The 20,286-nt window shown below is 68.9% G+C and carries 20 protein-coding genes and 3 pseudogenes; 17 read left to right on the forward strand and 6 right to left on the reverse strand.

What is annotated here, in order from left to right; genetic code table 11:
* Positions 1-195: 195 nt before the first annotated feature.
* Complete coding sequence (locus tag AB5L52_RS40260; RefSeq protein ID WP_351562540.1) at positions 196-1,014, reverse strand: MerR family transcriptional regulator; 819 nt, start codon at positions 1,012-1,014, stop codon at positions 196-198.
* Positions 1,015-1,144: 130 nt separating this feature from the next.
* On the opposite strand from AB5L52_RS40260, the gene AB5L52_RS40265 reads away from it, so the two are divergent.
* The 4 genes and pseudogenes from AB5L52_RS40265 to AB5L52_RS40280 all read left to right on the forward strand — a co-directional run bounded on the left by AB5L52_RS40265 (position 1,145) and on the right by AB5L52_RS40280 (position 3,919).
* Positions 1,145-1,519: a nuclear transport factor 2 family protein gene (locus AB5L52_RS40265; protein WP_351608091.1), complete on the forward strand. Its 375-nt coding sequence runs from the start codon at positions 1,145-1,147 to the stop codon at positions 1,517-1,519.
* A 104-nt stretch (positions 1,520-1,623) separates the two neighbouring features.
* Positions 1,624-1,938: a putative quinol monooxygenase gene (locus tag AB5L52_RS40270; protein ID WP_369368181.1), complete on the forward strand. Its 315-nt coding sequence runs from the start codon at positions 1,624-1,626 to the stop codon at positions 1,936-1,938.
* 236 nt (positions 1,939-2,174) lie between these two features.
* Positions 2,175-2,825: pseudogene (locus tag AB5L52_RS40275) on the forward strand (ISL3 family transposase); the annotation flags it as partial.
* 71 nt (positions 2,826-2,896) lie between these two features.
* Positions 2,897-3,919 (forward strand): lactonase family protein, encoded by a 1,023-nt coding sequence (locus tag AB5L52_RS40280; protein ID WP_369369047.1) that lies wholly within the window; start codon positions 2,897-2,899, stop codon positions 3,917-3,919.
* 9 nt (positions 3,920-3,928) lie between these two features.
* Here the strand turns inward: AB5L52_RS40280 and AB5L52_RS40285 are convergent, their stop codons facing one another.
* Complete coding sequence (locus tag AB5L52_RS40285; protein ID WP_351623434.1) at positions 3,929-4,300, reverse strand: nuclear transport factor 2 family protein; 372 nt, start codon at positions 4,298-4,300, stop codon at positions 3,929-3,931.
* 593 nt (positions 4,301-4,893) lie between these two features.
* Here AB5L52_RS40285 and AB5L52_RS40290 point away from each other — a divergent pair.
* Genes AB5L52_RS40290 through AB5L52_RS40300 form a run of 3 tightly spaced genes read left to right on the forward strand, consistent with a single transcriptional unit; the run spans position 4,894 to position 7,425 of the window.
* Entirely contained in the window at positions 4,894-5,364 is a 471-nt protein-coding gene (locus tag AB5L52_RS40290; RefSeq protein WP_369368182.1) for a MarR family winged helix-turn-helix transcriptional regulator, read from the forward strand.
* Complete coding sequence (locus AB5L52_RS40295; RefSeq protein ID WP_369368183.1) at positions 5,361-6,776, forward strand: MFS transporter; 1,416 nt, start codon at positions 5,361-5,363, stop codon at positions 6,774-6,776. The genes AB5L52_RS40290 and AB5L52_RS40295 overlap by 4 nt, the downstream gene beginning before the upstream one ends.
* A gap of 52 nt (positions 6,777-6,828) precedes the next feature.
* The gene (locus AB5L52_RS40300; protein ID WP_351562526.1) at positions 6,829-7,425 is read left to right on the forward strand and encodes a cysteine hydrolase; all 597 of its coding nucleotides are present in this window, start codon (positions 6,829-6,831) and stop codon (positions 7,423-7,425) included.
* 24 nt (positions 7,426-7,449) lie between these two features.
* On the opposite strand, the pseudogene AB5L52_RS40305 reads toward AB5L52_RS40300, so the two are convergent.
* From AB5L52_RS40305 to AB5L52_RS40320, 4 genes and pseudogenes are all read right to left on the reverse strand, one after another.
* A pseudogene (locus AB5L52_RS40305) lies at positions 7,450-7,839 on the reverse strand (transposase); the annotation flags it as partial.
* A 310-nt stretch (positions 7,840-8,149) separates the two neighbouring features.
* Positions 8,150-8,605, reverse strand: coding sequence for a hypothetical protein (locus AB5L52_RS40310; RefSeq protein WP_369368184.1), 456 nt, complete (start codon positions 8,603-8,605; stop codon positions 8,150-8,152).
* A complete protein-coding gene (locus AB5L52_RS40315; protein ID WP_369368185.1) occupies positions 8,602-9,603 on the reverse strand; it encodes a metallophosphoesterase in 1,002 nt (333 codons plus the stop codon). Before AB5L52_RS40315 ends, AB5L52_RS40310 begins: the two co-directional genes overlap by 4 nt.
* Positions 9,600-9,896: a plastocyanin/azurin family copper-binding protein gene (locus AB5L52_RS40320; protein ID WP_351562520.1), complete on the reverse strand. Its 297-nt coding sequence runs from the start codon at positions 9,894-9,896 to the stop codon at positions 9,600-9,602. The genes AB5L52_RS40315 and AB5L52_RS40320 overlap by 4 nt, the downstream gene beginning before the upstream one ends.
* A 1,006-nt stretch (positions 9,897-10,902) precedes the next feature.
* On the opposite strand from AB5L52_RS40320, the gene AB5L52_RS40325 reads away from it, so the two are divergent.
* The 10 genes and pseudogenes from AB5L52_RS40325 (at position 10,903) to AB5L52_RS40370 (ending at position 20,269) form a co-directional block, all read left to right on the forward strand.
* Positions 10,903-11,505 (forward strand): sigma-70 family RNA polymerase sigma factor, encoded by a 603-nt coding sequence (locus AB5L52_RS40325; RefSeq protein ID WP_369369048.1) that lies wholly within the window; start codon positions 10,903-10,905, stop codon positions 11,503-11,505.
* Positions 11,506-11,530: 25 nt separating this feature from the next.
* Positions 11,531-12,322 (forward strand): zf-HC2 domain-containing protein, encoded by a 792-nt coding sequence (locus AB5L52_RS40330; RefSeq protein ID WP_351562516.1) that lies wholly within the window; start codon positions 11,531-11,533, stop codon positions 12,320-12,322.
* Between the two features lie 946 nt (positions 12,323-13,268).
* Positions 13,269-13,691 (forward strand): ATP-binding protein, encoded by a 423-nt coding sequence (locus AB5L52_RS40335; protein ID WP_369368186.1) that lies wholly within the window; start codon positions 13,269-13,271, stop codon positions 13,689-13,691.
* Positions 13,692-13,977: 286 nt separating this feature from the next.
* Positions 13,978-15,612, forward strand: coding sequence for a vanadium-dependent haloperoxidase (locus tag AB5L52_RS40340; RefSeq protein ID WP_369368187.1), 1,635 nt, complete (start codon positions 13,978-13,980; stop codon positions 15,610-15,612).
* A 377-nt stretch (positions 15,613-15,989) separates the two neighbouring features.
* A pseudogene (locus AB5L52_RS40345) lies at positions 15,990-16,118 on the forward strand (carboxylesterase family protein); the annotation flags it as partial.
* A gap of 115 nt (positions 16,119-16,233) precedes the next feature.
* The gene (locus AB5L52_RS40350) at positions 16,234-16,548 is read left to right on the forward strand and encodes a hypothetical protein (RefSeq protein WP_369368188.1); all 315 of its coding nucleotides are present in this window, start codon (positions 16,234-16,236) and stop codon (positions 16,546-16,548) included.
* 61 nt (positions 16,549-16,609) lie between these two features.
* A complete protein-coding gene (locus tag AB5L52_RS40355) occupies positions 16,610-17,011 on the forward strand; it encodes a carboxylesterase family protein (protein WP_369368189.1) in 402 nt (133 codons plus the stop codon).
* A gap of 458 nt (positions 17,012-17,469) precedes the next feature.
* Positions 17,470-18,210, forward strand: coding sequence for an SDR family NAD(P)-dependent oxidoreductase (locus AB5L52_RS40360; protein WP_369368190.1), 741 nt, complete (start codon positions 17,470-17,472; stop codon positions 18,208-18,210).
* A 477-nt stretch (positions 18,211-18,687) separates the two neighbouring features.
* Entirely contained in the window at positions 18,688-18,903 is a 216-nt protein-coding gene (locus AB5L52_RS40365) for a ferredoxin (RefSeq protein ID WP_067051804.1), read from the forward strand.
* Positions 18,887-20,269 (forward strand): NAD(P)/FAD-dependent oxidoreductase, encoded by a 1,383-nt coding sequence (locus AB5L52_RS40370; protein WP_369368191.1) that lies wholly within the window; start codon positions 18,887-18,889, stop codon positions 20,267-20,269. Before AB5L52_RS40365 ends, AB5L52_RS40370 begins: the two co-directional genes overlap by 17 nt.
* Positions 20,270-20,286: the final 17 nt, after the last annotated feature.

Raw genomic sequence — 20,286 nt, forward strand, 5'->3', positions numbered from 1 at the left:
CATGACGGTGCCGCAGGGCGGACAGCCACAGCGGGCGAGGCCACAACCGCCCGAGTGGCTCGCCGGCGCCTTGCTCCAACAAAGTCAGTAGTGGCCAGCTGAGATTGGGTCTCGCAAGATTTTCGTGACGAGGTGACCGTCGGTGACGGCCTCATGCGAGCAGGACGCCGTGTCGGTACCGTCCGAACGGCCCGGCTAGCTGCTCGCGCGGAAGATGGGCCAGCCGACCTCGGTGACCAACTCGTCCTCGACGGTCACATCGAGGGGGCTGCGCAGATAGAACTCGCGCAGCGGGCCGTCAACACTGATCTCGTGGCGCGCGGCATGGGTGCCCAGGTCGCCGTAGGTGAGATCTATGGTCTGCAGAGTCCCGCGGTGAACCGCGACCGCGAGTTCCGCGCCGGGCACGACCACGGCGTCGATCCGGCCGACCGGGCGAACTTCACCGTCGAACGGGACGAACACCAGCGCCTCCCCGTGCTCGTCCTCAAGCAGCTCATTCGCGAAGAGACCGCCCATCGGGCCGGTGGTGCGCAGTCTGCGGGCGGTGGTGAAGCCGTGCAGCTCGCCCAGCGCCCCCTGCCACCAGCCCGCGAGGTCCTGGCGGTCGATGACCTCGCGGATCCCGATGGCCGCCTGGTCACGGACTGTGCGGTACTCGACGGTCGACCCATGCACGGGCCGGGCCAGTAGGTCGCGCAGCGATTCGACGGCGCTCTGCGCCTGCGCGAGCCGGTTCTCCAGGCGCGCGAGATGCGCGGCGATCAGCTGGTTGCGGGTGCTCACGTCCTCGGCGGTCAGCACCGCCTTCACGTCCGCCACCGGCATGTCCAGGTTCCGCAGGCGCACGATCACCTGAGCGGTGGGCACCTGGTCCGGGGAGTAGTACCGATAGCCGGTTACCGGGTCCACATCGGCCGGCGTGAGCAGCGCGACGTCGTGGTAGTGCCGCAGCGTCTTGACGCTCAGATGGGTCGCGCGGGAGAACTCGCCGACCGTCATGCCCGTGTGCATGGCACCAGTGTCAACCCTCCCCCAACTGGAGGGTCCAGCGGACGATCTCCGGTTGACCCTCCCGTACAGGTAGGCCCCAGGGTCGGCGGTAGGCGCCGCACAGCGCCGAGGCCTTACGAGGAGACTTCCCATGAACACCAATACCCAGGCCACAGCTCTGCCCGATGTTGTCGCCGCCTATATCGAGGCGGTCAACGCCTTCGACGTGGACGCCGTCCTGGCGACCTTCGCCGACGACGCCGTGGTCAACGACGCGAGCCGCGAGTTCGCCGATCCCGCCTCGATCCGAGCCTGGCTGGACCGCGAGATCGTCGGTGACAAGGTCACGATGAAGGTCACGGAGTTCGCGCGTCACGGCAACCTAATGGTCGTGCGGGCGCGCTACGACGGCGAATACGACAAGACGAACCTGCCCGACGAACTGGTGCTCACCAACTACCTCACGGTCGCCGACGGCAAGATCACCTCGCTGGTCATCGTGCACAACCAGCCCTCTCCCTACTGAGGGCGGCTCCCCGGCGATGGCTGCCCCCGCCTCCGCGCGGTGCTCGGGCCGCACGCTCGCCGGTACCGGGCCGAGTCCGTCGCCATTCGTGGAAGGAACATCCCATGAGCGCACTGGTCACCGCCGAGCTGTTCGCCCAAACCGGCCGCGGCGACGACGTCGCGAAGCTGCTGTTGGACATCCTGGGCGAGAGCCTTGAACACGAGGGCTGCGAAGACATCCGCATCCTGCGCGACCAGAACGACCCCGACCACGTGACCGGCCTGACCCAATGGACCGAGGCACACAACTACACCGACTACCTCACCTGGCGCACGGAGCACGGCTTCACCGCTACCTTCGAGGCCATGCTCACCCGCCCACTGGTGATCCACTACTACGACGAGATCTACCAAGGCCAGGGCATCGCAGCTCGCTGAGAGCCCCCACTCGGGATGAGACTTGCCCGCTGCGTTACGCCAGCATCGGGAGCTCGACGCGAATGGGCCCCGGCTACTCTGCGTAACCGCAGCGACGGCCACTTGAATCGGGTCTCGCAAGATTTTCGTGACGAGGTGACAGACCGTCACGGCAGTGCCATCGTCCGCAGTGTGTGAGGACCTGCTCGGAATGGTGTTTCCGCACCTGGTAGAAGGTGCTGGTGGAGCAAGTGGTCGTGGAGAGCGGGGGGTTGCGTGTCACGGCCCGGACCCGCGACGACTCCTCGCTGCCGTGCCCGGACTGCGGGACGACATCCGGACGAGTCCACAGCCGGCACCAGCGGCACCTGGCCGATGCCGCGGTGGGCGGCAGACCGGTGGTGATCGAGCTGACGGTGCGGCGCTTGTTCTGTGACACTCGGGAATGCCGACGCCGTACGTTCGCCGAGCAGGTCGACGGAATGACCATCCGGTACGGCCGTTACACCTCTCTGCTACTGGGGATGTCGCAGGCGGTCGGGCTGGCTCTGGCCGGCAGTGCCGGGGCCCGGCTGCTGAGGATGCTGAACGTCGTGGTCAGCCGGGTGACCCTGCTGTCCCTCGTACTCGCGCTGCCTGAACCGGTCGTGGAGTGCCCGCGCATCCTGGGGGTTGACGAGTTCGCCCTGAAGCGGTCGCACCGCTACGGCACTGTGCTGGTCGACGTCGAGAGCCACCGGGTCGTTGACGTCCTGGACGACTACATCGGCGACACGCTGGCCGCCTGGCTGCAGTCCCATCCCGGAGCCGAGGCGATCTGCAGGGATCGCGGGTCCTCGTTCGGTGACGGCGCCCGCCGTGGTGCTCCGCGGGCGCAGCAGTGTGCGGACCGCTACCACGTGGCAGAACCTGGGCAAAGTTCGGTGACGGCGCCCGCCGTGGTGCTCCGCGGGCGCAGCAGTGTGCGGACCGCTACCACGTGGCAGAACCTGGGCAAAGCCGTGGAACGAGCCAGCCGGCAGGCTGCGCTCCGAGTGGCTGCCGCCCGAGCGGGAACCGTCCGCCACGGCCGAGGTGCGCCCCGTCCCGTCGCTTCCTGTATGCCTGTTACTCGCTGGAGGACGGCGAGACGGGACGCGTCGGCGCGGTGGACGCCTTCGCCATCGATCCGGGCACCGGCACCCTGGACTTCCTCAACCGGGTGTCGCTGCACGACAGCGGCTGCGCCCATCTCGCGATCGCTCCGGACGGACGCCATGTGGTGGTGGCGAACTACTACGGCGGCGCGTACGTCGTGCTCCCCGTTGGCGAGGACGGGCGGCTCGGTCCCGTGAGCGGCACGCTGCAGAACACCGGCAGCGGGCCGCACCCACGCCAGGACTCGGCGCACCCGCACGCCGTCGTCTTCGACCCGGGCGGCCGGTTCCTCACCACCGCCGATCTCGGCATCGACCAGGTACGGATCCTCCGGCTCACGGACGGCCGCCTCGAACCGGTCAGCCGGGCGCCCCTGCCGCCCGGCACCGGACCCCGCCACCTCGCCTTCACCGACGACGCCAGCACTCTGCACGTGATCGGCGAACTCGACGCGACCATCACGGTGTTCGCCTACGACGCCACGACGGGGACGGTCCAGGAGATCCTGCAGATCGTCGCGACCGCACCACCCGGCTACCCGGGCCCGCCCAGCGGCGCCGAGATCGCCGTCCACCCGTCGGGTGACTTCCGCTACGCCTCCAACCGCGGCTCACAGACCATCACCGGCTACCGGATCGACCGGCCCACCGGGACGCTCTCCGCCGTCGGTCACACCGGCCAGGGCGTGAGCGGCCCGACCAACTTCGTCATCGACCCCGGCGGACGACCGCTCTACGTCAACAACAGCACGGCCGACAACATCGCCCAGTTCGCCGTCGACCCCGAGACGGGCGAGCTGGAGCCCACCGGCCGGACGACTTCCGTGCCCGTCCCTCTGATGATGGCACTGTGCTCCCAGGACTGACAGGCGCATTCAGGAGGGCTGAGGGGATCCGGTGACAAGGGTGTATAGCTCGATGATGACACCGTCCTTGCAGTGGGCGATGTCCATCCCGGTGACCACGGGCGGTTGGTCGGCCGGACCGTACCGGAAGCCCAGGTGGCCGAGGTCGTCGGTGACGGAGACGGGGCCATCGGCGCGGAAGGTCCAGTCCGGGGCCTGCGCACGCAGCTCCGTCGCACGCTCGGCGAGGGCCGCGCGGCCGTGGACGACACGGTCGGGTTCGTGCCACACGACGTCCTCGGCGTAGGTCTGGGCGATGGCCGCGCTGCGCCGCTCCGGATCCGGCTCGTTGAACACATCGAGGAGGTTGCGGCGCATCAGGTCGGCAACGTTGTGGGGCATGAACACTCCTTCTGATCACGTCTGCCGCAGGATCACGGGATTCCGGCGGGGAGCGTCTCTATGGTGACGTAGCTGCTGACGTTGGCCACGTTGGCGACATGCTGGGTGTGGGCGACCTCGGGAAGCCGGGTGACGGCGTCGTGGCCGTGTCACGCCAGCCGGACGCCCCGTCTCCACCTGCGCTGGGAGCCATGGCCTGGCACGCAACTGTCCCACTTCATCGGCGACGTCGAACTCCGTCTGACTGGCATCCTCACCGCGCTGCTCACCGGGTACGACATCAGCGCTATGCAGCAGACGGGCAACTGAGGATCCTCCGAAGCGGACGCCTCGGCGCCTGGCCCCCCGGCGAACAGGGAGGCTGGCCACCGGTGGCCAGCCTAGGCGGACATCGATGTCGATCCGCTGCATGGCGAGTGAGTCGCTCCCCCTCGGTGGATGCCTACGAGAGCCGCCACGGAGCCCCGCCTGGTGCCCCTCCTCGGTCGTTCGGCTGGCAGGTGAACGACCTCCTGCCTTGTGGCGATCGAAGCAGCACATAAAACTACCCAAGTAACTTTGACAAGTTACTTGGGTAGTTTTATGGTGGAGGCATGAACAAGAGCCCCGAGTCGCAGGAGTCGACCGCGACCGCACAGCGCCTGAACGACGCGATCAAGCGGCTTCGTGCGCGGATGCGTACGGAGTCGGGCCAGCATGCGACCGGGCTGAGCGCCACACAGCTCGGCGTGCTGGCGAGCGTGGTCCGCGAGGGCCCGGTCACCGCCGCCCGACTCTCGTCGATCGAACACGTCAGCGGGCAGGCCATCGCCCAAAGCCTCGCCGTACTGAAGGCCGCGGGCCTGGTGCATAGCGAGGCGGACCCGAAAGACGGCCGCAAAAAGCTGATGAGCGCCGACGACTCCGCGACGGAGCTGATCGACAAGCTGCTCACGGGGCGCGCCGCCTATCTGGCACGCGCCATCGACCAGGTCGTCGCTCCGCACGAACGCAAGGACATGGACAAGGCGATCGAGCTGCTCGAGCGGCTCGCCGACGCCGACTTGAACGAGGCCGCCATATGAGAGCCGGCACTGCCGAGGTCGACTCGATATCGACCGGTGCCATCCGTAATCCCTTTACGTGGGCCTTCACCACGCCGCTGTACGTGGGTGCCAGTCTCAACCCGATCAACAGCTCCATCATCGCCACAGCGCTCGTCCCCATCGCGACCGAGCTGAACGTGGCGGTGGGCGCCACGGCCGTACTGGTCTCCTCCCTCTACCTCGCCAGCGCTGTTGCCCAACCGACAGCCGGCAAGCTCGCCGAGGTCCTCGGCGCCCGGCGTGTCTTCCTCGCCGGGATCGTGCTCGTGCTGCTCGGCGGTGTCATCGGCAGTCCGGGCCAGAATCTGGCGATGCTCACGGTCGCCCGCGTGCTGATCGGGCTGGGCACATCGGCCGCGTTTCCCTGCGCCATGGTCATGATCCGGCGCCGCGCCGAACAGGCCGGACTGGACCAGCCACCGGGCGGGGTGCTCGGCGGGCTCGCCATCGCCGGCATGGCCACCGCAGCGATCGGTCCGCCCATCGGCGGACTCCTCGTGGGAGCGGCCGGCTGGCGCTGGGCCTTCCTCATCAACATCCCGGTCACGCTGATCGCCTTGGTGATGGCCCTGCGGCTGCCCAAGGACCCGCAGCGCGAGGCCGCGCAGAGCGGATTGCGTCAGATCGCCGCGCGAATCGACCTGTTCGGCATCATCGGCTTCGCCACCACGATGACTTCTCTGGTCGTCTTCCTGATGCCCCTGCCACACGTCACGTGGGCTGCTCTGATTGTCTTCCTCGTGGCCGCGGCCTTCACCGCCTGGTGGGAGTTGCGCCGCTCTGCGCCCTTCTTCGACCTGCGGGGCCTGGCCTCCAACGGTGCCCTGGCCCGCACCTACCTGCGCCAGGCCCTCACTCTGCTCGGCGTCTACTCGATGATGTTCGGCCTGACCCAGTGGATGGAAGCCGCCTACGGTCTGTCCACTCTGGAGACGGGCCTGATGCTGCTGCCGATGGGAGCCGTTTCCGCCCTGCTCTCCCGGCCACTCGCCCGCCGCAACCTGGTCCGTGGACCGGTGATCGCCTCCGCACTGAGCATGCTGCTCGGATCGGCCGGCATCATGCTGCTCGACTCCGGCAGCCCGGTCATCGCGCTCGTGCTGGTCTCGCTCGTCTTCGGCGTCACCAGCGCGACCACGACCGTCGGCAACCAGACAGCGCTCTATCAAGCGGCGCCCGCCGACCAGATCGGCACCGCCTCCGGCCTGTTCCGCACCTTCGGCTACCTCGGCACCATCACGTCGTCCGTGATCGGCGGCATCGTCTTCCGCGACGGCGCAAGTGACCAGGGTCTGCATTCCCTCGGCCTCGTCCTGGTGGTGGCGGGTGTCGCCGTCCTCCTCCTGACCGTGCTCGACCGCCGCCTCATGCGCCGCGTCACAACATCCTGACCGACACGCCCCTTCCCGAACCCCGGCTCAACATCCGCAAGGAGCACCACACATGACCACCCCCATCCTCCCCGCCCCGATAGCCAAGCGGACCGCACTGCTGGCCATGGACTTTCAGAACGGCATCGTTCCTCTCGCTCCCGACGCTGACGCGCTCGTCGACCGGGTCGCAGATGCAATCGCCGACTTCCGCGCCGCGGGCGGCACCATCGGCCACGTCCGCGTCGCCTTCACCGAGGAGGACTGGGCGGCGATTCCCGAAACGAACAAGTCGTTCAGCGCGGTAGCCGCGGCCCGCGGTATGCATCACGAGGACGGCATCACCCGGATCCACGACCGCCTGACCCCCGAGGACGGCGACATCGTCGTCCGCAAGATCCGCTACGGGGCCGGCTCCACCACCGATCTCTACGAGCAGCTCTCCTCCCGCGGCATCGACACGCTGATCCTGGCCGGCATCAGCACCAGCGGCGTCGTCCTGTCCACACTTATCGACGCCGCCGACCGCGACTACCGCGTGTACGTCCTGACCGACGGCGTCGCCGACCGCGACCAAGACGTCCACCGCATCCTGCTGGACAAGGTGTTTCCCTCCCGCGCCCACCTCGTCGACACCGAGGGACTGCGCGCGCTGATGAAGCGGGACTGACATCGGGCCACCGCCTTCGCCCGCGATGGCTTGTTCGTCGTCCGACCGCAGGACCGTCAGGTCGCGACGCATCCGGGCGGATGTCTGATCGGCGATGACGGTGGCGTTCTTGGCGTCGGTCTTGCCCATGCCCCGGTAGCCGGCCGAGGCCCGGTTGACGGCCAGGCCGGGCATGTAGACGAGGCGCTGGCCGTGGTTGAGCAGCACGCTGATCCACAAGGCGGCCATGCCATCGGCGACGTCGACCGCCAAGACCACATCCACATCGAGGGCAAGTACGTCGGCGAGCAGGGCCAGCAGCTCCGGCTCGTCGTTCAGGACACGCCGCGACAGCAGTCGTTCGCCCTCCGCGTTCAGAACCACGCAATGGTGATGGGTCTTGCCGATGTCCGTACCCGCCCAGATCTGGACCACCAGTTCCTCCGGTCGCTCGATGCGCTGTTCTCCCGGACGACCTCGCCGGCGCGGTCCTACTCAGCGATCCACCCGAAGGCGGTCGCAGCTCCTGATCAGCGGCCGAGTCGTCGTGAGACACCGGGCAGCCAGGTGAGTAGAACCATCGAGGGCAACCGCATAGAAGCCATACCCAGTGCCTCTGAGTCTCTGGACCTTACGATGGCCCCTCCAGCCCAGGAACAAGGTAGGACCGCATAGCCTCGAAACGAGATCACCGAGTGGCCGTCAGCACACCACTCCAGCGGACGTGACCCGTCGTGGTGGTGGTTCAGTTGGGTGGTGTGCGGGTGATGTATCGGTTCCGGATGGGTGTACTGACGGCCCGTCGGGCAGCGCGGCGTTGTCTGGTCGCGCTCACTTGCCAGATGGCGAGGAGCAGCAGCGTTCCGGTTTCGGCGAGGAGGCTGAGGACGGCTTGTGGTGCCGGTTGCAGGCCGCGCTCGGTGAATCCGAACACGCCAACGGTGCGCGAAGCGGTGAAGCCGCCGAGGGCGCCGAGCGCGACGCCTGCCTCGGAGATCCTCAGCAGCGGGGGTGGTGTCCCGATCAGCAGCAGGGCAGCGAGGGCGAAGGATGCGCTGGCCTGGAGCAGGAACAGGGGGCCAATGATGTGGATGAAGCGGTACCCGTCGATGTAGAGCTGGGCGTGTATGTATCCGCCCGCGGCGAGGGTTGCGGCGGTCGCCGCCCGCAGGGTGGGGACGAGGAATCTTTGAGTGTTCATGCCAGCCTCTGGTCCTTGATGGCCAGTTCGCGGTCGCCTTGGCGGTAGCCGACGCTGCGGATGCCGAGTGCGTCCTTGAGTTGCCGGGCGGGGACGACCTGGGGCGTGGGGGCGGGGGCGCGGCCCGGCTTGGGCAGCGGGTAGGCGGTGGTGGTGGCGGAGTGGAACGTGATGTTGCCCTCCGTCTTGGTGAACAACTGGTGGACGTGCCCGTTGAGACAGGTGACGGAGGAGAAGCGGCGCAGGAGTGCGATGACTTTGAGGGCGTCGTCGGTGCTCCAGCCCCACTTCGGGTACATGGCGAACAGCGGGATGTGACTGAAGACCACGACGGGGGTGTCCGATGACAGTCCCGCCAGGTCTTTGCGTACGAAGTCGATCTGCGCGTTGCCGAGGTGCCCGAGTTTCTCCAGGCTCAGGGTGTTGACCAGGGCGATGAAGTGCACGCCGTGGGTGTCGAAGCTGTACCAGCCGTCACCGAGCGTGCCCATGCCGAAGGTCCGCCGGTAGGCGCGGCCTGCATCGCCGATGGAGTCGTGTTCGCCCGGTACCGTGAAGACGCGGTCTGTCTTCATTCCGGTCATCATCTGCTTGACCTGGTCGAACTGCCCGGCCGTGGACAGGTGGGTCAGGTCGCCGCTGTGCATGACGAAGTCCGGTCTGAATCCGAGTGAGTTGACCTGGTTGATCGCTTCGGTGAATGAGCCGGCCACGTCCGTGTTCGCCGGGCCCTGGAACCCGATATGGCTGTCGGAGACCTGCACGAACCGCAGCGCGCCGCTTCCCGCTGCGACGGCCCCGGCGGCAGCCCCGGCGTTGGTGTCCCGGGAGTCCGCGATGTGGCTGATCACCTCTCCGCTGGCCACGGTCAGCACCACCGCGCCGCCGAACCATCCGGCGTGACGCATGAGTTGACGCCGGGTCATACCGTGTTCCGTGTCGGGCTGGCCGGCGTCGTCGGCCGGTGCTCCGTCGTAACGGTCGTAGTAGTCGGTCATCGGGTCACCTCCACGGTGGCGGTCATGAACGGATGGATGGTGCAGATGTAGGCGTAGGTGCCGGGCTTGGTGAACGTGTAGCTGTAGGTGGCGTGGGTGGCCAGGGCGGCGGAATGCAACGGGCCGCCCGTTCCGGCGCTGGTGACGGTGTGGGCGTCGGTGTCCTGGTTGGTCCAGGTCACCGTCGTGCCCGCTTTGACCTGCAGCGTGGCCGGAGAGAATGCGAAGTTCTTGATCGCGACGGCATTCCCGGTCATCGGCGCGGCCGCCGCGCCCGTGCTCGAGGTGCTCATGGGCATGCTCATGCTGGGCATCGGGGAGGCGCCGGGAGCGGAGCCCGCCGCTTTCCCCGACCCCGTGGCACCGGGCATCCCGGGGGTCTGGTGCTGACCCGGACCGGGCGTGATGGCGCCGGCTCCGGAGGACGAGGGATGCAACGACGGGCCGCATGAGCTGAGGAGCCCCAGCGCACCGGCGGTGGCGATGGTGGCGACGGCCAGCCCGGCCGCAGCACGGGATCGCCGAGTTGGTGGGCGAAGGTTCACGTACATGGTGTGCGTTCCTCACTGATCAGGCGGAGACGGGAACTGCGCCGGCTCGGGCGCACGCAACCGCAGGGATGTGGTGGATGCCGCGTTCACGGGCACGCGTCCCTCACGGACCCGGCGAGCGAGCCTGGGTGCCACCCCGTGCCGGCTGCCCGCCTCGAGGTGCTCCGCGCTGCGCATCCGCCCTGCCACGCCACGAAGATGAAGGCGGCACGCGGCAGTTCGCCCGAGCAGGCAGCCGCGAGCGACTCGGGGCAGGTCGGCGTCGCCCATACGGGTGATGGGCACACTGGCCCGGATGGAGCTCTGCCCCGGTCGCCGCGCAGCCGCCGATCACTGTGCGTAGCGCCATCGGCGTGCTGTGTGCTGGACATCGGTCGGGGCTGCAGAGTGGCACCGGCTTCGATGCACGGGGGCGGGGGAGCCGGGCCGGGCGAGAGCGTGTGCGTCGCGTGGTGCATTTCGGTCACCCCTGTTCCACCCCTTGCCGCAGGGGAAGCGATGAGGAGTTGCGCGTAAGCCGGTTCTTGTTCGCCTCCACGGACGGCATGGCTCCTGCGGTTCGATGGATACGCACCTTTTGTGGGACTTCATGGGATCGCTGCAGTTCAGTCGGTCCGGACCCGCGCATGCTTGACCATGGCGAGGTCGTAACGCCGCAAGGGCGTACCACCTGCAGCACTCACAGTGCGTGACCCGTGCCGAGCTGTTCGTGCAGGACAAAGCGGCGCATATACCTGATGATCGTGGTATGCCCTGGAGTTCCCGAAAACGTGGTTCAAGGACCGATCCGGATCGCTCCGCGCACCGTGTCTCTGATAGAGGGACCCTTTCGACCGCGGATGAGGAACTGCTGCGCACGCTGTACGCGGAGCACTCAGGAGCCCTGTTCCACTACGTGCTGCGACTGACCTCAGGAGACTGGCAATGGGCAGAGGACGTGGTACAGGAGACACTGCTGCGAGCGTGGCAGCATCCCGCCGCGTTCGACCCCGCACGCGGCCCGGCCCGGGCATGGCTGTGTACGGTCGCTCGACACCTGGTCATCGACGCCCACCGGGCCCGGCAGTCCAGGCCGGCCGAGGCCGGCGGCGATGCGCTGGAGCGAGCCGCCGAGCAGAAACCGGGCAAGGACGAGATCGAGCAGGCACTGCAGAGCTGGGCGGTTGCCGAAGCCGTCCGGTCACTGTCCCCGGACCACCGCGCCGTCCTGCTGGAGACCTACTACCGGGGCCGGACCATGGCGGAGGCCGCACAGGTGCTGGGCGTCCCGCTGGGCACAGTGAAGTCGCGGACGTACTACGCCCTGCACGCCCTGCGGCTGGCGCTGCAGGAACGGGGGATCGAGCCATGACCGTGGCGGGCAGGAGGCGGCGACCATGAGTGCGGAGCACGACGCCCTCCGGCTGACGCTGGGAGGTTACGTCTTGGGCACGCTGCCCTCGGCGGAAATGGAACAGGTGCGCATCCACCTCGCGGCATGCACCGAATGCCGGGCCGAACACGCCCAGCTGGCGGGATTGCCTGCGCTGCTGGCGACGGTGACCGAAGCCGAAGCCTCGGGCCAGACGGTGCCGGCGGCCGAAACGGACCTGACCGACCGACTGATGGTACGGGCAGCCGAAAGCGCGCAGGGCTCCCCGCTGCCCGAACGGCCCGCCGCGCCCGCGGTGTCGAAGACCCCAGAGGGGGGTGTGCTGGAGAGGCTGCTCCAGCAGGCTGCGGCCAGGCGCCGCAGGTCTTGGCGTCTGCAACTGGCCGGCGCTGCAGTCTCGCTGACGTTCATCGCGGCAGCGGCCGGTGGCACATGGCTGGCGGCCATCGGATCCGTGGGCAGTCAGGCGAGGCCGCCCGGGCCGACCGCGCCGACCGTCTGGCGCACCTTCTCCGGGAGCGATCCCACCACCGGCGTCTCCGCCTCGGTGAAGGTCTCGCCCTCTGCCTGGGGCAGTGTCCTGCAGATCTCCGCAGGAGGGGCACCCGCCGGAATCACCTGTCGACTGCAGGCGGTCGGGCCCGGCGGGGCCAGGACGGACGGCGCTACCTGGCGGGCAGGCGAGTACCCTCCCGGCACCACGATCCCAGGAGCGGTCGCCATGGCTCCGGGAGCCATCGAGCACTTCGAGATTCTCGCAGGCAACGGTCAGAAGCTGGTCACCATCCGAGAGTGAGGCCAGACCATGGCGGTCATGTCACTGGGCGGCCGGTCGCCCAGTGACATGACGGCAGCAGCAGGGCGTGAGGATTGGTGGCACAAGAGGCCAAGACGACGTCGCCTTCGAAAGGCCGGGCGCTCCGCGGCGAGGGACCCCGGACATTCGACAAGCACCGGGCCGTCTCAAGACCGGTGGACCGAGCTGGAGGGGCGCGCACAGGACGTCCAGCTGATGGTCATGGAAGAGGTGTCGTGGGGCTCTGGCCTGCTTCCGTCACGGGATCTCCGCAGGGGCAGGCCAGCCATCCCGCGCCGGGCCCCGCGGGTGCCGGCCGCGTACACGGGCGGGCACGGCTGTGCGAGAGGGGTGCGGCGGCATACATCTCCGCTTCCGCCGGAGAAGGCGAAAACCGACACCCTGGCCCTTCCCACGACGCGCCGACGGTTTCCGGGCCCTGGTCACTCTCGCCCCCGCTCCGTCGAACCGGCCCAGTCTGCAGCTGACTTCATGCATGAGCGGGCCGACGGGGCGCGCACGACTCTTCTTTTCCCGAAGTCCGTACAACCCGGAGAAGAGGATCCATCACGTCTGCACGCGGAGGACCGCGAGCGATCCAGCCGAAATGTAGGCACGTCCGTCCCGGTCTACGGCGCGACGCTTCCACGGGGTCGTCCGGAAGATCACGGGCGAGGGGACCGAGCTGCCGGTGCCCAGTCCGGCCGCGCAACCGCGTGCTCTGGACAGAGACAGCTGAGCCCAGACAGGCGCCGACATTGACCTGACTCGCAAGAATCGGAACAAAAAAGGCAAATAGCTCGAACCATCCGGCATGTGTCGTCCGTGGAAGTGATTGAGCGCGCCCACGCAGGATCAAGATCCGGCCTACCGACCACCCCCGAATTGCTTGCGGTCACCCGTTCCGGTCTCCGCACATCGACAGAAGAGCCAGAAGACCATGTTCGTGACCGATTCCCCCAGCCCGACTTCACTGCTCGGCCGGCCCTGCCGCCACCATGCACTGCTCACCCTGCCGGCGCAGGAGGCGCACGTCTCCGCCGCTCGTCACTTCGCAGCCGATTTGCTGGAGACCTGGAGTGTTCCCACGGGTGAGCGGGACTCCGCCGTTCTCATCGTCGACGAACTCACCGCCAACGCTGCCCAGTACGGCCATGAGCGCATGACCCTACTGCTCGCCCTCGACCACGAAACTCTGCACATCGTGGTCACCGACTCCGGCGCGGCCGTGGAGCGTCATCGCCCCGGCAACGCCCCCGACGAACACGGCCGTGGCACCGGCATCGTCCAGTACCTTGCCCAGTCGACCGAGATTCGCCAGACACGCAGCGGCCGCGAAGTCCGCGCCTGCCTGAGGTGCTCGCCATGACCGGGCCGGACGCTCCGCACGAGCTGCGACCCCCTGCCGGGGCCGGCACTGCAGCACAGCGACGGACCACCGGGGGCGGCCGCGGCGAAGGGCCACCCGACACCCCCGCCGAGTGGTCCTTCGCGACCCACAAGCCGTGTCCCATCGGCGGCTGCCCGGGCCCGGCCCAGGTGCCTATTCGGTCCACGGCACACCCATCGGCACTCGATCGCGGCGGCTCCCACCACGACACGGTGCTGTGTCAACGCTGCGGAGCCAGCCCCTGCGTACCGGCGGAGGTGTGAGCGTGGACGTCAGCCCGAACAGCGGCAAGGGCATCGACGCCCCGCCCCCGCCCGAGGCATATACGCATGCGCCAGATCTGCTCCGCGAGATACACCAAGTGCTGGCCCCCGGAGCCGAACGCGCTTGGCTGCTACGCCGGAAGGCCCTCATGGACCGGAGGGCCCTGGACGACCCCGGCCCCGTCGCAGCTGCCGCGGAACCCGCCGAGCAACTCGTCCTCCACGACCGCCGCCAGCTCGACCTGGCTGCCGGCCCTCACCACCCCGACACCATCACGCTCGCGTGGCCGACCCAGATGAGCCACGCGCATGACCGCCAGTTGTCACAGCCCGCCACCAGCGACAAGGAGCCACAGAACATGGGTGGAAAGCAGAAGACACTCGCCATACTTGCCGGAGCCGCGCTGGCAGCCGGACTCGCCGGCCCGGCCTTCGGGTCCACCACCGCCCACTCGCCGGCCCTGCGCACCGCCGCGACGGGGTCGGGGACGTCGGTCGTGGAGTGGAACCGCGAGCTCGTCACCATCCTCAGCGATCCGAAGGCGCAGCCGTCCACCGTCCAGCCCACGCGCAGTTTCGCGCTTCTGCAGGCTGCCGAGTACGACGCGGTGGTGTCGATCACCCGGGCCGGCCACGCCTACGTGTTCTCGGTGACGGCGCCAAGAGGCGCTCGTGCGGACGCCGCAGCGGACCAGGCAGCCCACGATGTGCTGGTCGCCCTTTACCCGGCCAAGCGCGCAGGCGTGGACCAGCGGCTGAGCAGCCAATTGTCCGCGATTCCCAACAGCCCGGGCAAGCAGGCGGGTATTGGTGTGGGAGCTGAGGTCGCCCGCAGGCTGATCACCCTGCGGTCCAATGACGGATCCTCAGCCAAGCCGCAGCGGTTCCGCCCCGGCGACAAAGCCGGTGACTACCGGCCCACCCCTCCCAATTTCCCGACACCGGTGTTCACCGACTGGGGCTCGGTCAAGCCGTTCGTACTGGCCGACGGACGGCAGTTCCGCCCGGCACCGCCGCCGGCCGTGAGCAGCGCCGCGTACGCCACCGCCTTGAACGAGGTCAAGAGCCTGGGGAGCAAGACCAGCACCACCCGCACTTCCGATCAGACGGCAGCCGCGAAGTTCTGGGCGGCGGCGCCCGTCTGGAACGTCTGGAACCAGGTCGCGCAGGGCCTTGTCACCTCCCAGAACGCGAACCTGGAGAAGGCGGTGAAGGTCTTCGCCCGGCTCGACCTGTCCCTCGCCGACACCGCGATCGCGCTGTACGACGCCAAGTATGTCTACAACGTCTGGCGGCCCGTGACCGCCATCCGGCTCGGCGGTACGCACTACAACCCGAGCATCGTCGGCGATCCCAGCTGGACCCCTCTGCTGCCGACCGCACCGGATCCGTCCTATCCGGGCGCTCACGGCGCTCTCAGCCAGGCTGCGGCAACGACGCTCGCCGGAATCTACGGTGCGCGGCATCATTTCGCGGTGACCTCGAAGGGCGTCACTCGAACCTTCACCGGCTTCCAGGACGCCGCCACCGAAGCGTGGCTCAGCCGGATCTGGTCCGGCCAGCACACCTCCCTTGACAACCACGCGGGCCAGCAACTCGGCACCCAAGTGGCCGACTTCGTGGCAGGTCGGCTCTGACCGCACCGCCACGCTACAACCATGCACATGGTTGGGCCGAGAAGCCAGTGGTCCCGGCGCATCGGGTACCACTGGCTCGGGCCACGCTCAGAGGGCGGCCATCCTCCGCGCCGAGGGCCCGCAGCTGCTGGCCGGCAGGCCGGACGTCTGCCCGCAGGAAGTCCTGGCTTCCTGTCACCACGACGCACTGACTGAATGACTGTCGCGGTCGGGCCCACCCGGTCGCCCCAGGTCGCTGAGCGCGGGCCCGCCCATGTCACTGTCGGCGGACCCGCAGTCGGGGGCCTCGCTCGAGTCCCCGTGGGTACCTCAACACCTGTGGGTCTGCAGGAGGTTCGAACCGCCGATCGGATCGCCCGACCAGTCGGTCAGACGCCATGATCGTCGTCTCGGTCGACTACCGGCTCGGCGCTTTCGGCTGTCTGCGCTCCCCGGGGATCCCCGAGGGCAACCTCGGCGTCTCCGACCAGCTGGCGGCGCTGCGGTGGGTGCGGGACGACATCGCCTCGTTCGGCGGGGCACACCGGCCATGTCACCCTGGTCGGCCGGCCCGCGAGCGCCCACAGCGTGCAGTGCCTGCTGGGCATGCCCGGGACCGAGGGCCCGTTCCACGGTGCCATCGTGAACAGCACCCCGGCAGGGCTGAGCCTCGGCGAGGCCGACCACGCCAAGCGCGCCGCCGAGCGTTTCCTCTCCCGGCTCGGCACGAATCCGCGCGATGCCCCGGTGTCGGACGCCCTGGGCGCCCGGAGCGCCGTCGCCCGAGAGGCCGCCGGCAGGCTCGGGCTCAACTCCGTCCACCGTTCGTGCCGGTCGCGGGCGTCGGCCCGCTCCCGGACGGCGCGGCTTGGACCGACGTTCTCACCCGCCGGGAACCCGGCCTGGACGGCACCATCGGCATCACCGAACGGGAGATGGTCGCCTTCCACGCCGTGAACCCGGTGCCGCGCCGGGTGCGCGAGGTCCCGTCCCGGGCTCCGCGCTCGCCGCCGACGGCGTGGAACACGCCGCGAGGGAGTTCGCCTTCGCCCGTCCCTCCCGTAAGCCGGCCGTCCAGCTCAGTGAGGCGGGCGCCCGCGTATGGGCCTACCGGTTCGACGCCGCCGCCCCCGACTCCGTCTTCGGCCCCGCCCACTGCATCGAACTGCGCTTCCTCTTCGGCACCGACGCCGACTGGGCCGACGCCCCCATGCCCGCCGGCGCCCGCCCGCAGGACATCGAGTCCCTCGGCCGCCGTGTGTGCACCGCCTGGCTCGGCTTCATCCGCACCGGCACCCCCACCACCGACACCCCCTGGCCGCAGCACACAGCGCACTCCTCCTCCACTTACCACTGGCAAGCTGAAGCCCCACGGTCACGGGACACGTGCCCGATGCACCGCCGACGTCTGCGGACGTGAAGCGAGGCTCGCAGCCGCACCGAGTGCCTGGTGCGCACACACGCCGCCCGGCCCCATGGCCGTCGCGCGACAGCCGTATGCCGGACTGCTATGGGCGAGTTCCGGCGGGACGTCGAGCAGCCGCGCCAGGCGCCCGAGCGGGGCCGTCACGCTCGCCGGCCGGGTACCCGGAAGTCTGCGTCACCGTCAGGGCCGGGGCATTGGCACGCCGGACAGCGGGGGTGGCGCCTCCACCCCCCGGCGGCAGTACGGCGCGTTCCAGTCGCCCGCGGACGTGATCAGCGAAGGCGAGCTCGCTGGCCTCCCAAGACCGCGTGGGCCACGGCCCCGGGCTGGACCATGATCAACGATCGGTCCGGCGTGGGTCCGTCGTCGCCATGGCATGAACCATCAGGATCATCAGTTACACGAGGAACAACCGACAGCATGTCGTTCCTCTCGGCTTGGAGGAGCTTTTCATGGCTGCAGAACTGGGCGGATCCACCGCTCTTGTCACCGGCGCTACCGCCGGCATCGGCCGGGCTGTGGCCCTGCGCCTGGCAGCGTTGGGGGCCTCGGTCATCGTCCACGGGCGGGACGAGCAGCGGGGTGCGGAGACCGTCAAAGAGATCGCTGCCGCAGGCGGGAAGGCTCGGTTCGTTGCTGCGGATCTGAGTAGCTCTGAAGATGTCCTGCGTCTTGCCGCTGAAGCAGGCGAGGTGGACGTTCTGATCAACAACGCCGGTATCTACCGGTTCGCCAGTACGCCGGACACCACCGCCGAGATGTTCGACGCTCAGATGGCCGTCAACTCACGCGCGCCGATGCTCCTGGTCGGTGCCCTCGCTCCGGGAATGGCTGCGCGGGGGCGTGGCGTCATCGTGAATGTGAGTACAGCGGCGGCTACCACGCCGGTGCGGGAATCGGGCGCTTACGGGGCCTCCAAAGCTGCACTCGAACTTCTCACACGAGTATGGGCTGACGAGTTCGGCGCCCAGGGCGTCCGCGTGAACGCCGTGGCTCCGGGCCCTGTCCATACCCCCGGGACGGAGGAGATGGGAGGTGAAACCCTCCAGGCGATCGGGCGAACCACCGTACTGGGGCGGGTCGCAGACCCTGAAGAAATCGCGGAAGCGGTTCTGTTCCTTGTTTCGTCCCGCGCCAGCTACATCACCGGCGCGGTTCTCGAGGCACGCGGCGGACAGCTCGCGATCGGATGACTTTGGGCTGGGCCGCGATGGATATGCCAAACCCGACGCCCATGCCCACGATGTCTGCCTCGACCCGCAAAGAAGCTGTTTCTGATCCTGGCGTGAGCGGTTGACGCGGTGTAGTTACGGCAGCAGCAGGCGAGAGGATGACCGCTTCCCAAAGCATCCGGTGGCCATGCCGGACACTGTCGGTCTGCATTCTTCGGCATGCGGTCAGGGCCCGTCTGGGCGAGGCTGACGTGATGGTAGAGCTCTGTGTGATCAGGTACCTGCGGTCGGGTCGGCGCCGGTGATCCCCACACTCATCCCTTTCGCAGCGCCTCCGTTCCTGGTGCCCGATCGCGGCCTCGTTCCGGCCCACCTGCGCGTTCTCGAACGCCCTTGCCCGCTGGATCTGGTCCCGACGGAGTAGCCGGGCGGGCGCCTGGCGCATTCCGAGCCTAGAAAGAGACAGGGAGCTCGAGGCGATGGAGGGAGAGGCTTGGGATGCGGATCGTCGTGGACCTCACCCGCTGCCAGGCGTACGCGCAGTGCGTGTTTCTCGCACCGGAGATGTTCGAGCTGCATGGCGAGGAAGCGCTGCTGTACCGCCAGGAAGTCCCGGACGAGCAGCTGGAGCGCGTGCGCCAGGCCGCTGCGGCGTGCCCGGTCCAGGCGATCCTCGTGGGTGAGGCGGTGACCGCCGGTGCCCGGGCCCGGTGACCTTCGGGAGGGCCCCATCGTCATCGTCGGCGCGTCGCTGGCCGGGTTGCGGGCCGCTGAGGCACTGCGCGAGAGGGGTTTCACCGGCTCGCTGACCGTGGTCGGGGACGAGCCCCATCCGCCCTATGACAGGCCGCCGCTGTCCAAGCAGGTTTTGCTCGGCATGTCGGCGGCGGACACCACCGGGCTGCCGATGCGCCGCGACCCGGACGCCGACTGGCGCCTCGGAGTGCGTGCCACGGGGCTCGACCCGGTCGGCCGTCAGGTCCTGCTGGCCGACGGCGAGTCCCTGCCCTACGACCGGCTGCTGATCGCCACCGGAACCCGGGCGCGCCCCTGGCCCCAACCGGAGCAGGCTGCCCTGGACGGAGTCTTCACCCTGCGCACGCGTGAGGACGCCGGGTGCCTGGCCGAGCGGCTGGCCGCCGGGCCGCGCCGCGTGCTGGTCATCGGCGCTGGCTTCACCGGTTCGGAGATCGCCTCGGCCTGCCGGGAGCGGGGCATCGAGGTCACGGTCGCAGAACGTGGTACCGCACCGCTGGTGGGCGCCCTCGGCGGCACGCTGGCGAGGCTCGCGGCCGGCCTGCAGCGGGCCCACGGCGTGGACCTGCGCTGCGGAGTGACGGTCACCGCGCTGTGCGGGAACGCCAGCGGGCGGTTCACCGGAGCCGATCTCTCCGACGGCAGCCACATCGACGCGGACGTGTGCGTCATCGCCATGGGTGCGGTCCGCAACGTCGAGTGGCTGGCGGATTCCGGGCTGGCGGCGGGCCCGCACGGGGTCGCCTGTGATGCGGGGTGCCGCGCCTTCGACATGTACGGGATCGTCACCGACGACGTCTTCGTGGCAGGTGACGTCTCCCGCTTCCCCCATCCGCTCTTCGATTACCAGATGCTCTCCTTGGAACACTGGGGCAACGCGGTCGCGCAGGCCGAGGTGGCGGCCCACAACATGATCAGTCCCGGGCCGCCGCGGCGTCCCCACCTCGCGGTTCCGGTCTTCTGGTCGAGTCAGTTCGGGGTCAACATCAAGTCCGTGGGTGTCCCTACCCACTCCGACCAGGTGGTCATTGCCCAGGGCTCGCTCAGTGAACGCCGTCTGGTGGCGGTCTACGGCTACCGGGGCCGCATCACTGCCGCCGTCACCGTCAACATGGCCAAGTGGCTGGAGTACTACCAGGGCCTGATCGAGGCCGCCGCCCCGTTCCCGCCCGCGCCCGGCGCTGCCGACGGCCACCCGCTGGTGACCGAATTCGCGCTCCCCTCCGACGTACCGGATCCAAGGGGGCTGTCCCACGGCCCCACCGTCGCGCTGACCGGTCACCTGCCGGACCGCCGACTGACCGTGGTCCGGCCCGCCGGCTGACCCTTCCGTTCTCCCCT

It is taken from the genome of Streptomyces sp. CG4, from assembly GCF_041080655.1.
Lineage (GTDB): Bacteria > Actinomycetota > Actinomycetes > Streptomycetales > Streptomycetaceae > Streptomyces.

Coding starts and splice junctions, on each gene's coding strand:
- AB5L52_RS40330 (WP_351562516.1), top strand. CDS start 11,531: ATGAGTGCGGAGCACGACGCCCTCCGGCTGACGCTGGGAGGTTACGTC.
- AB5L52_RS40310 (WP_369368184.1), bottom strand. CDS start 8,605: ATGAACACTCAAAGATTCCTCGTCCCCACCCTGCGGGCGGCGACCGCC.
- AB5L52_RS40285 (WP_351623434.1), bottom strand. CDS start 4,300: ATGCCCCACAACGTTGCCGACCTGATGCGCCGCAACCTCCTCGATGTG.
- AB5L52_RS40260 (WP_351562540.1), bottom strand. CDS start 1,014: ATGCACACGGGCATGACGGTCGGCGAGTTCTCCCGCGCGACCCATCTG.
- AB5L52_RS40295 (WP_369368183.1), top strand. CDS start 5,361: ATGAGAGCCGGCACTGCCGAGGTCGACTCGATATCGACCGGTGCCATC.
- AB5L52_RS40360 (WP_369368190.1), top strand. CDS start 17,470: ATGGCTGCAGAACTGGGCGGATCCACCGCTCTTGTCACCGGCGCTACC.
- AB5L52_RS40320 (WP_351562520.1), bottom strand. CDS start 9,896: ATGAGCACCTCGAGCACGGGCGCGGCGGCCGCGCCGATGACCGGGAAT.
- AB5L52_RS40290 (WP_369368182.1), top strand. CDS start 4,894: ATGAACAAGAGCCCCGAGTCGCAGGAGTCGACCGCGACCGCACAGCGC.
- AB5L52_RS40265 (WP_351608091.1), top strand. CDS start 1,145: ATGAACACCAATACCCAGGCCACAGCTCTGCCCGATGTTGTCGCCGCC.
- AB5L52_RS40325 (WP_369369048.1), top strand. CDS start 10,903: ATGCCCTGGAGTTCCCGAAAACGTGGTTCAAGGACCGATCCGGATCGC.
- AB5L52_RS40270 (WP_369368181.1), top strand. CDS start 1,624: ATGAGCGCACTGGTCACCGCCGAGCTGTTCGCCCAAACCGGCCGCGGC.
- AB5L52_RS40315 (WP_369368185.1), bottom strand. CDS start 9,603: ATGACCGACTACTACGACCGTTACGACGGAGCACCGGCCGACGACGCC.
- AB5L52_RS40300 (WP_351562526.1), top strand. CDS start 6,829: ATGACCACCCCCATCCTCCCCGCCCCGATAGCCAAGCGGACCGCACTG.
- AB5L52_RS40365 (WP_067051804.1), top strand. CDS start 18,688: ATGCGGATCGTCGTGGACCTCACCCGCTGCCAGGCGTACGCGCAGTGC.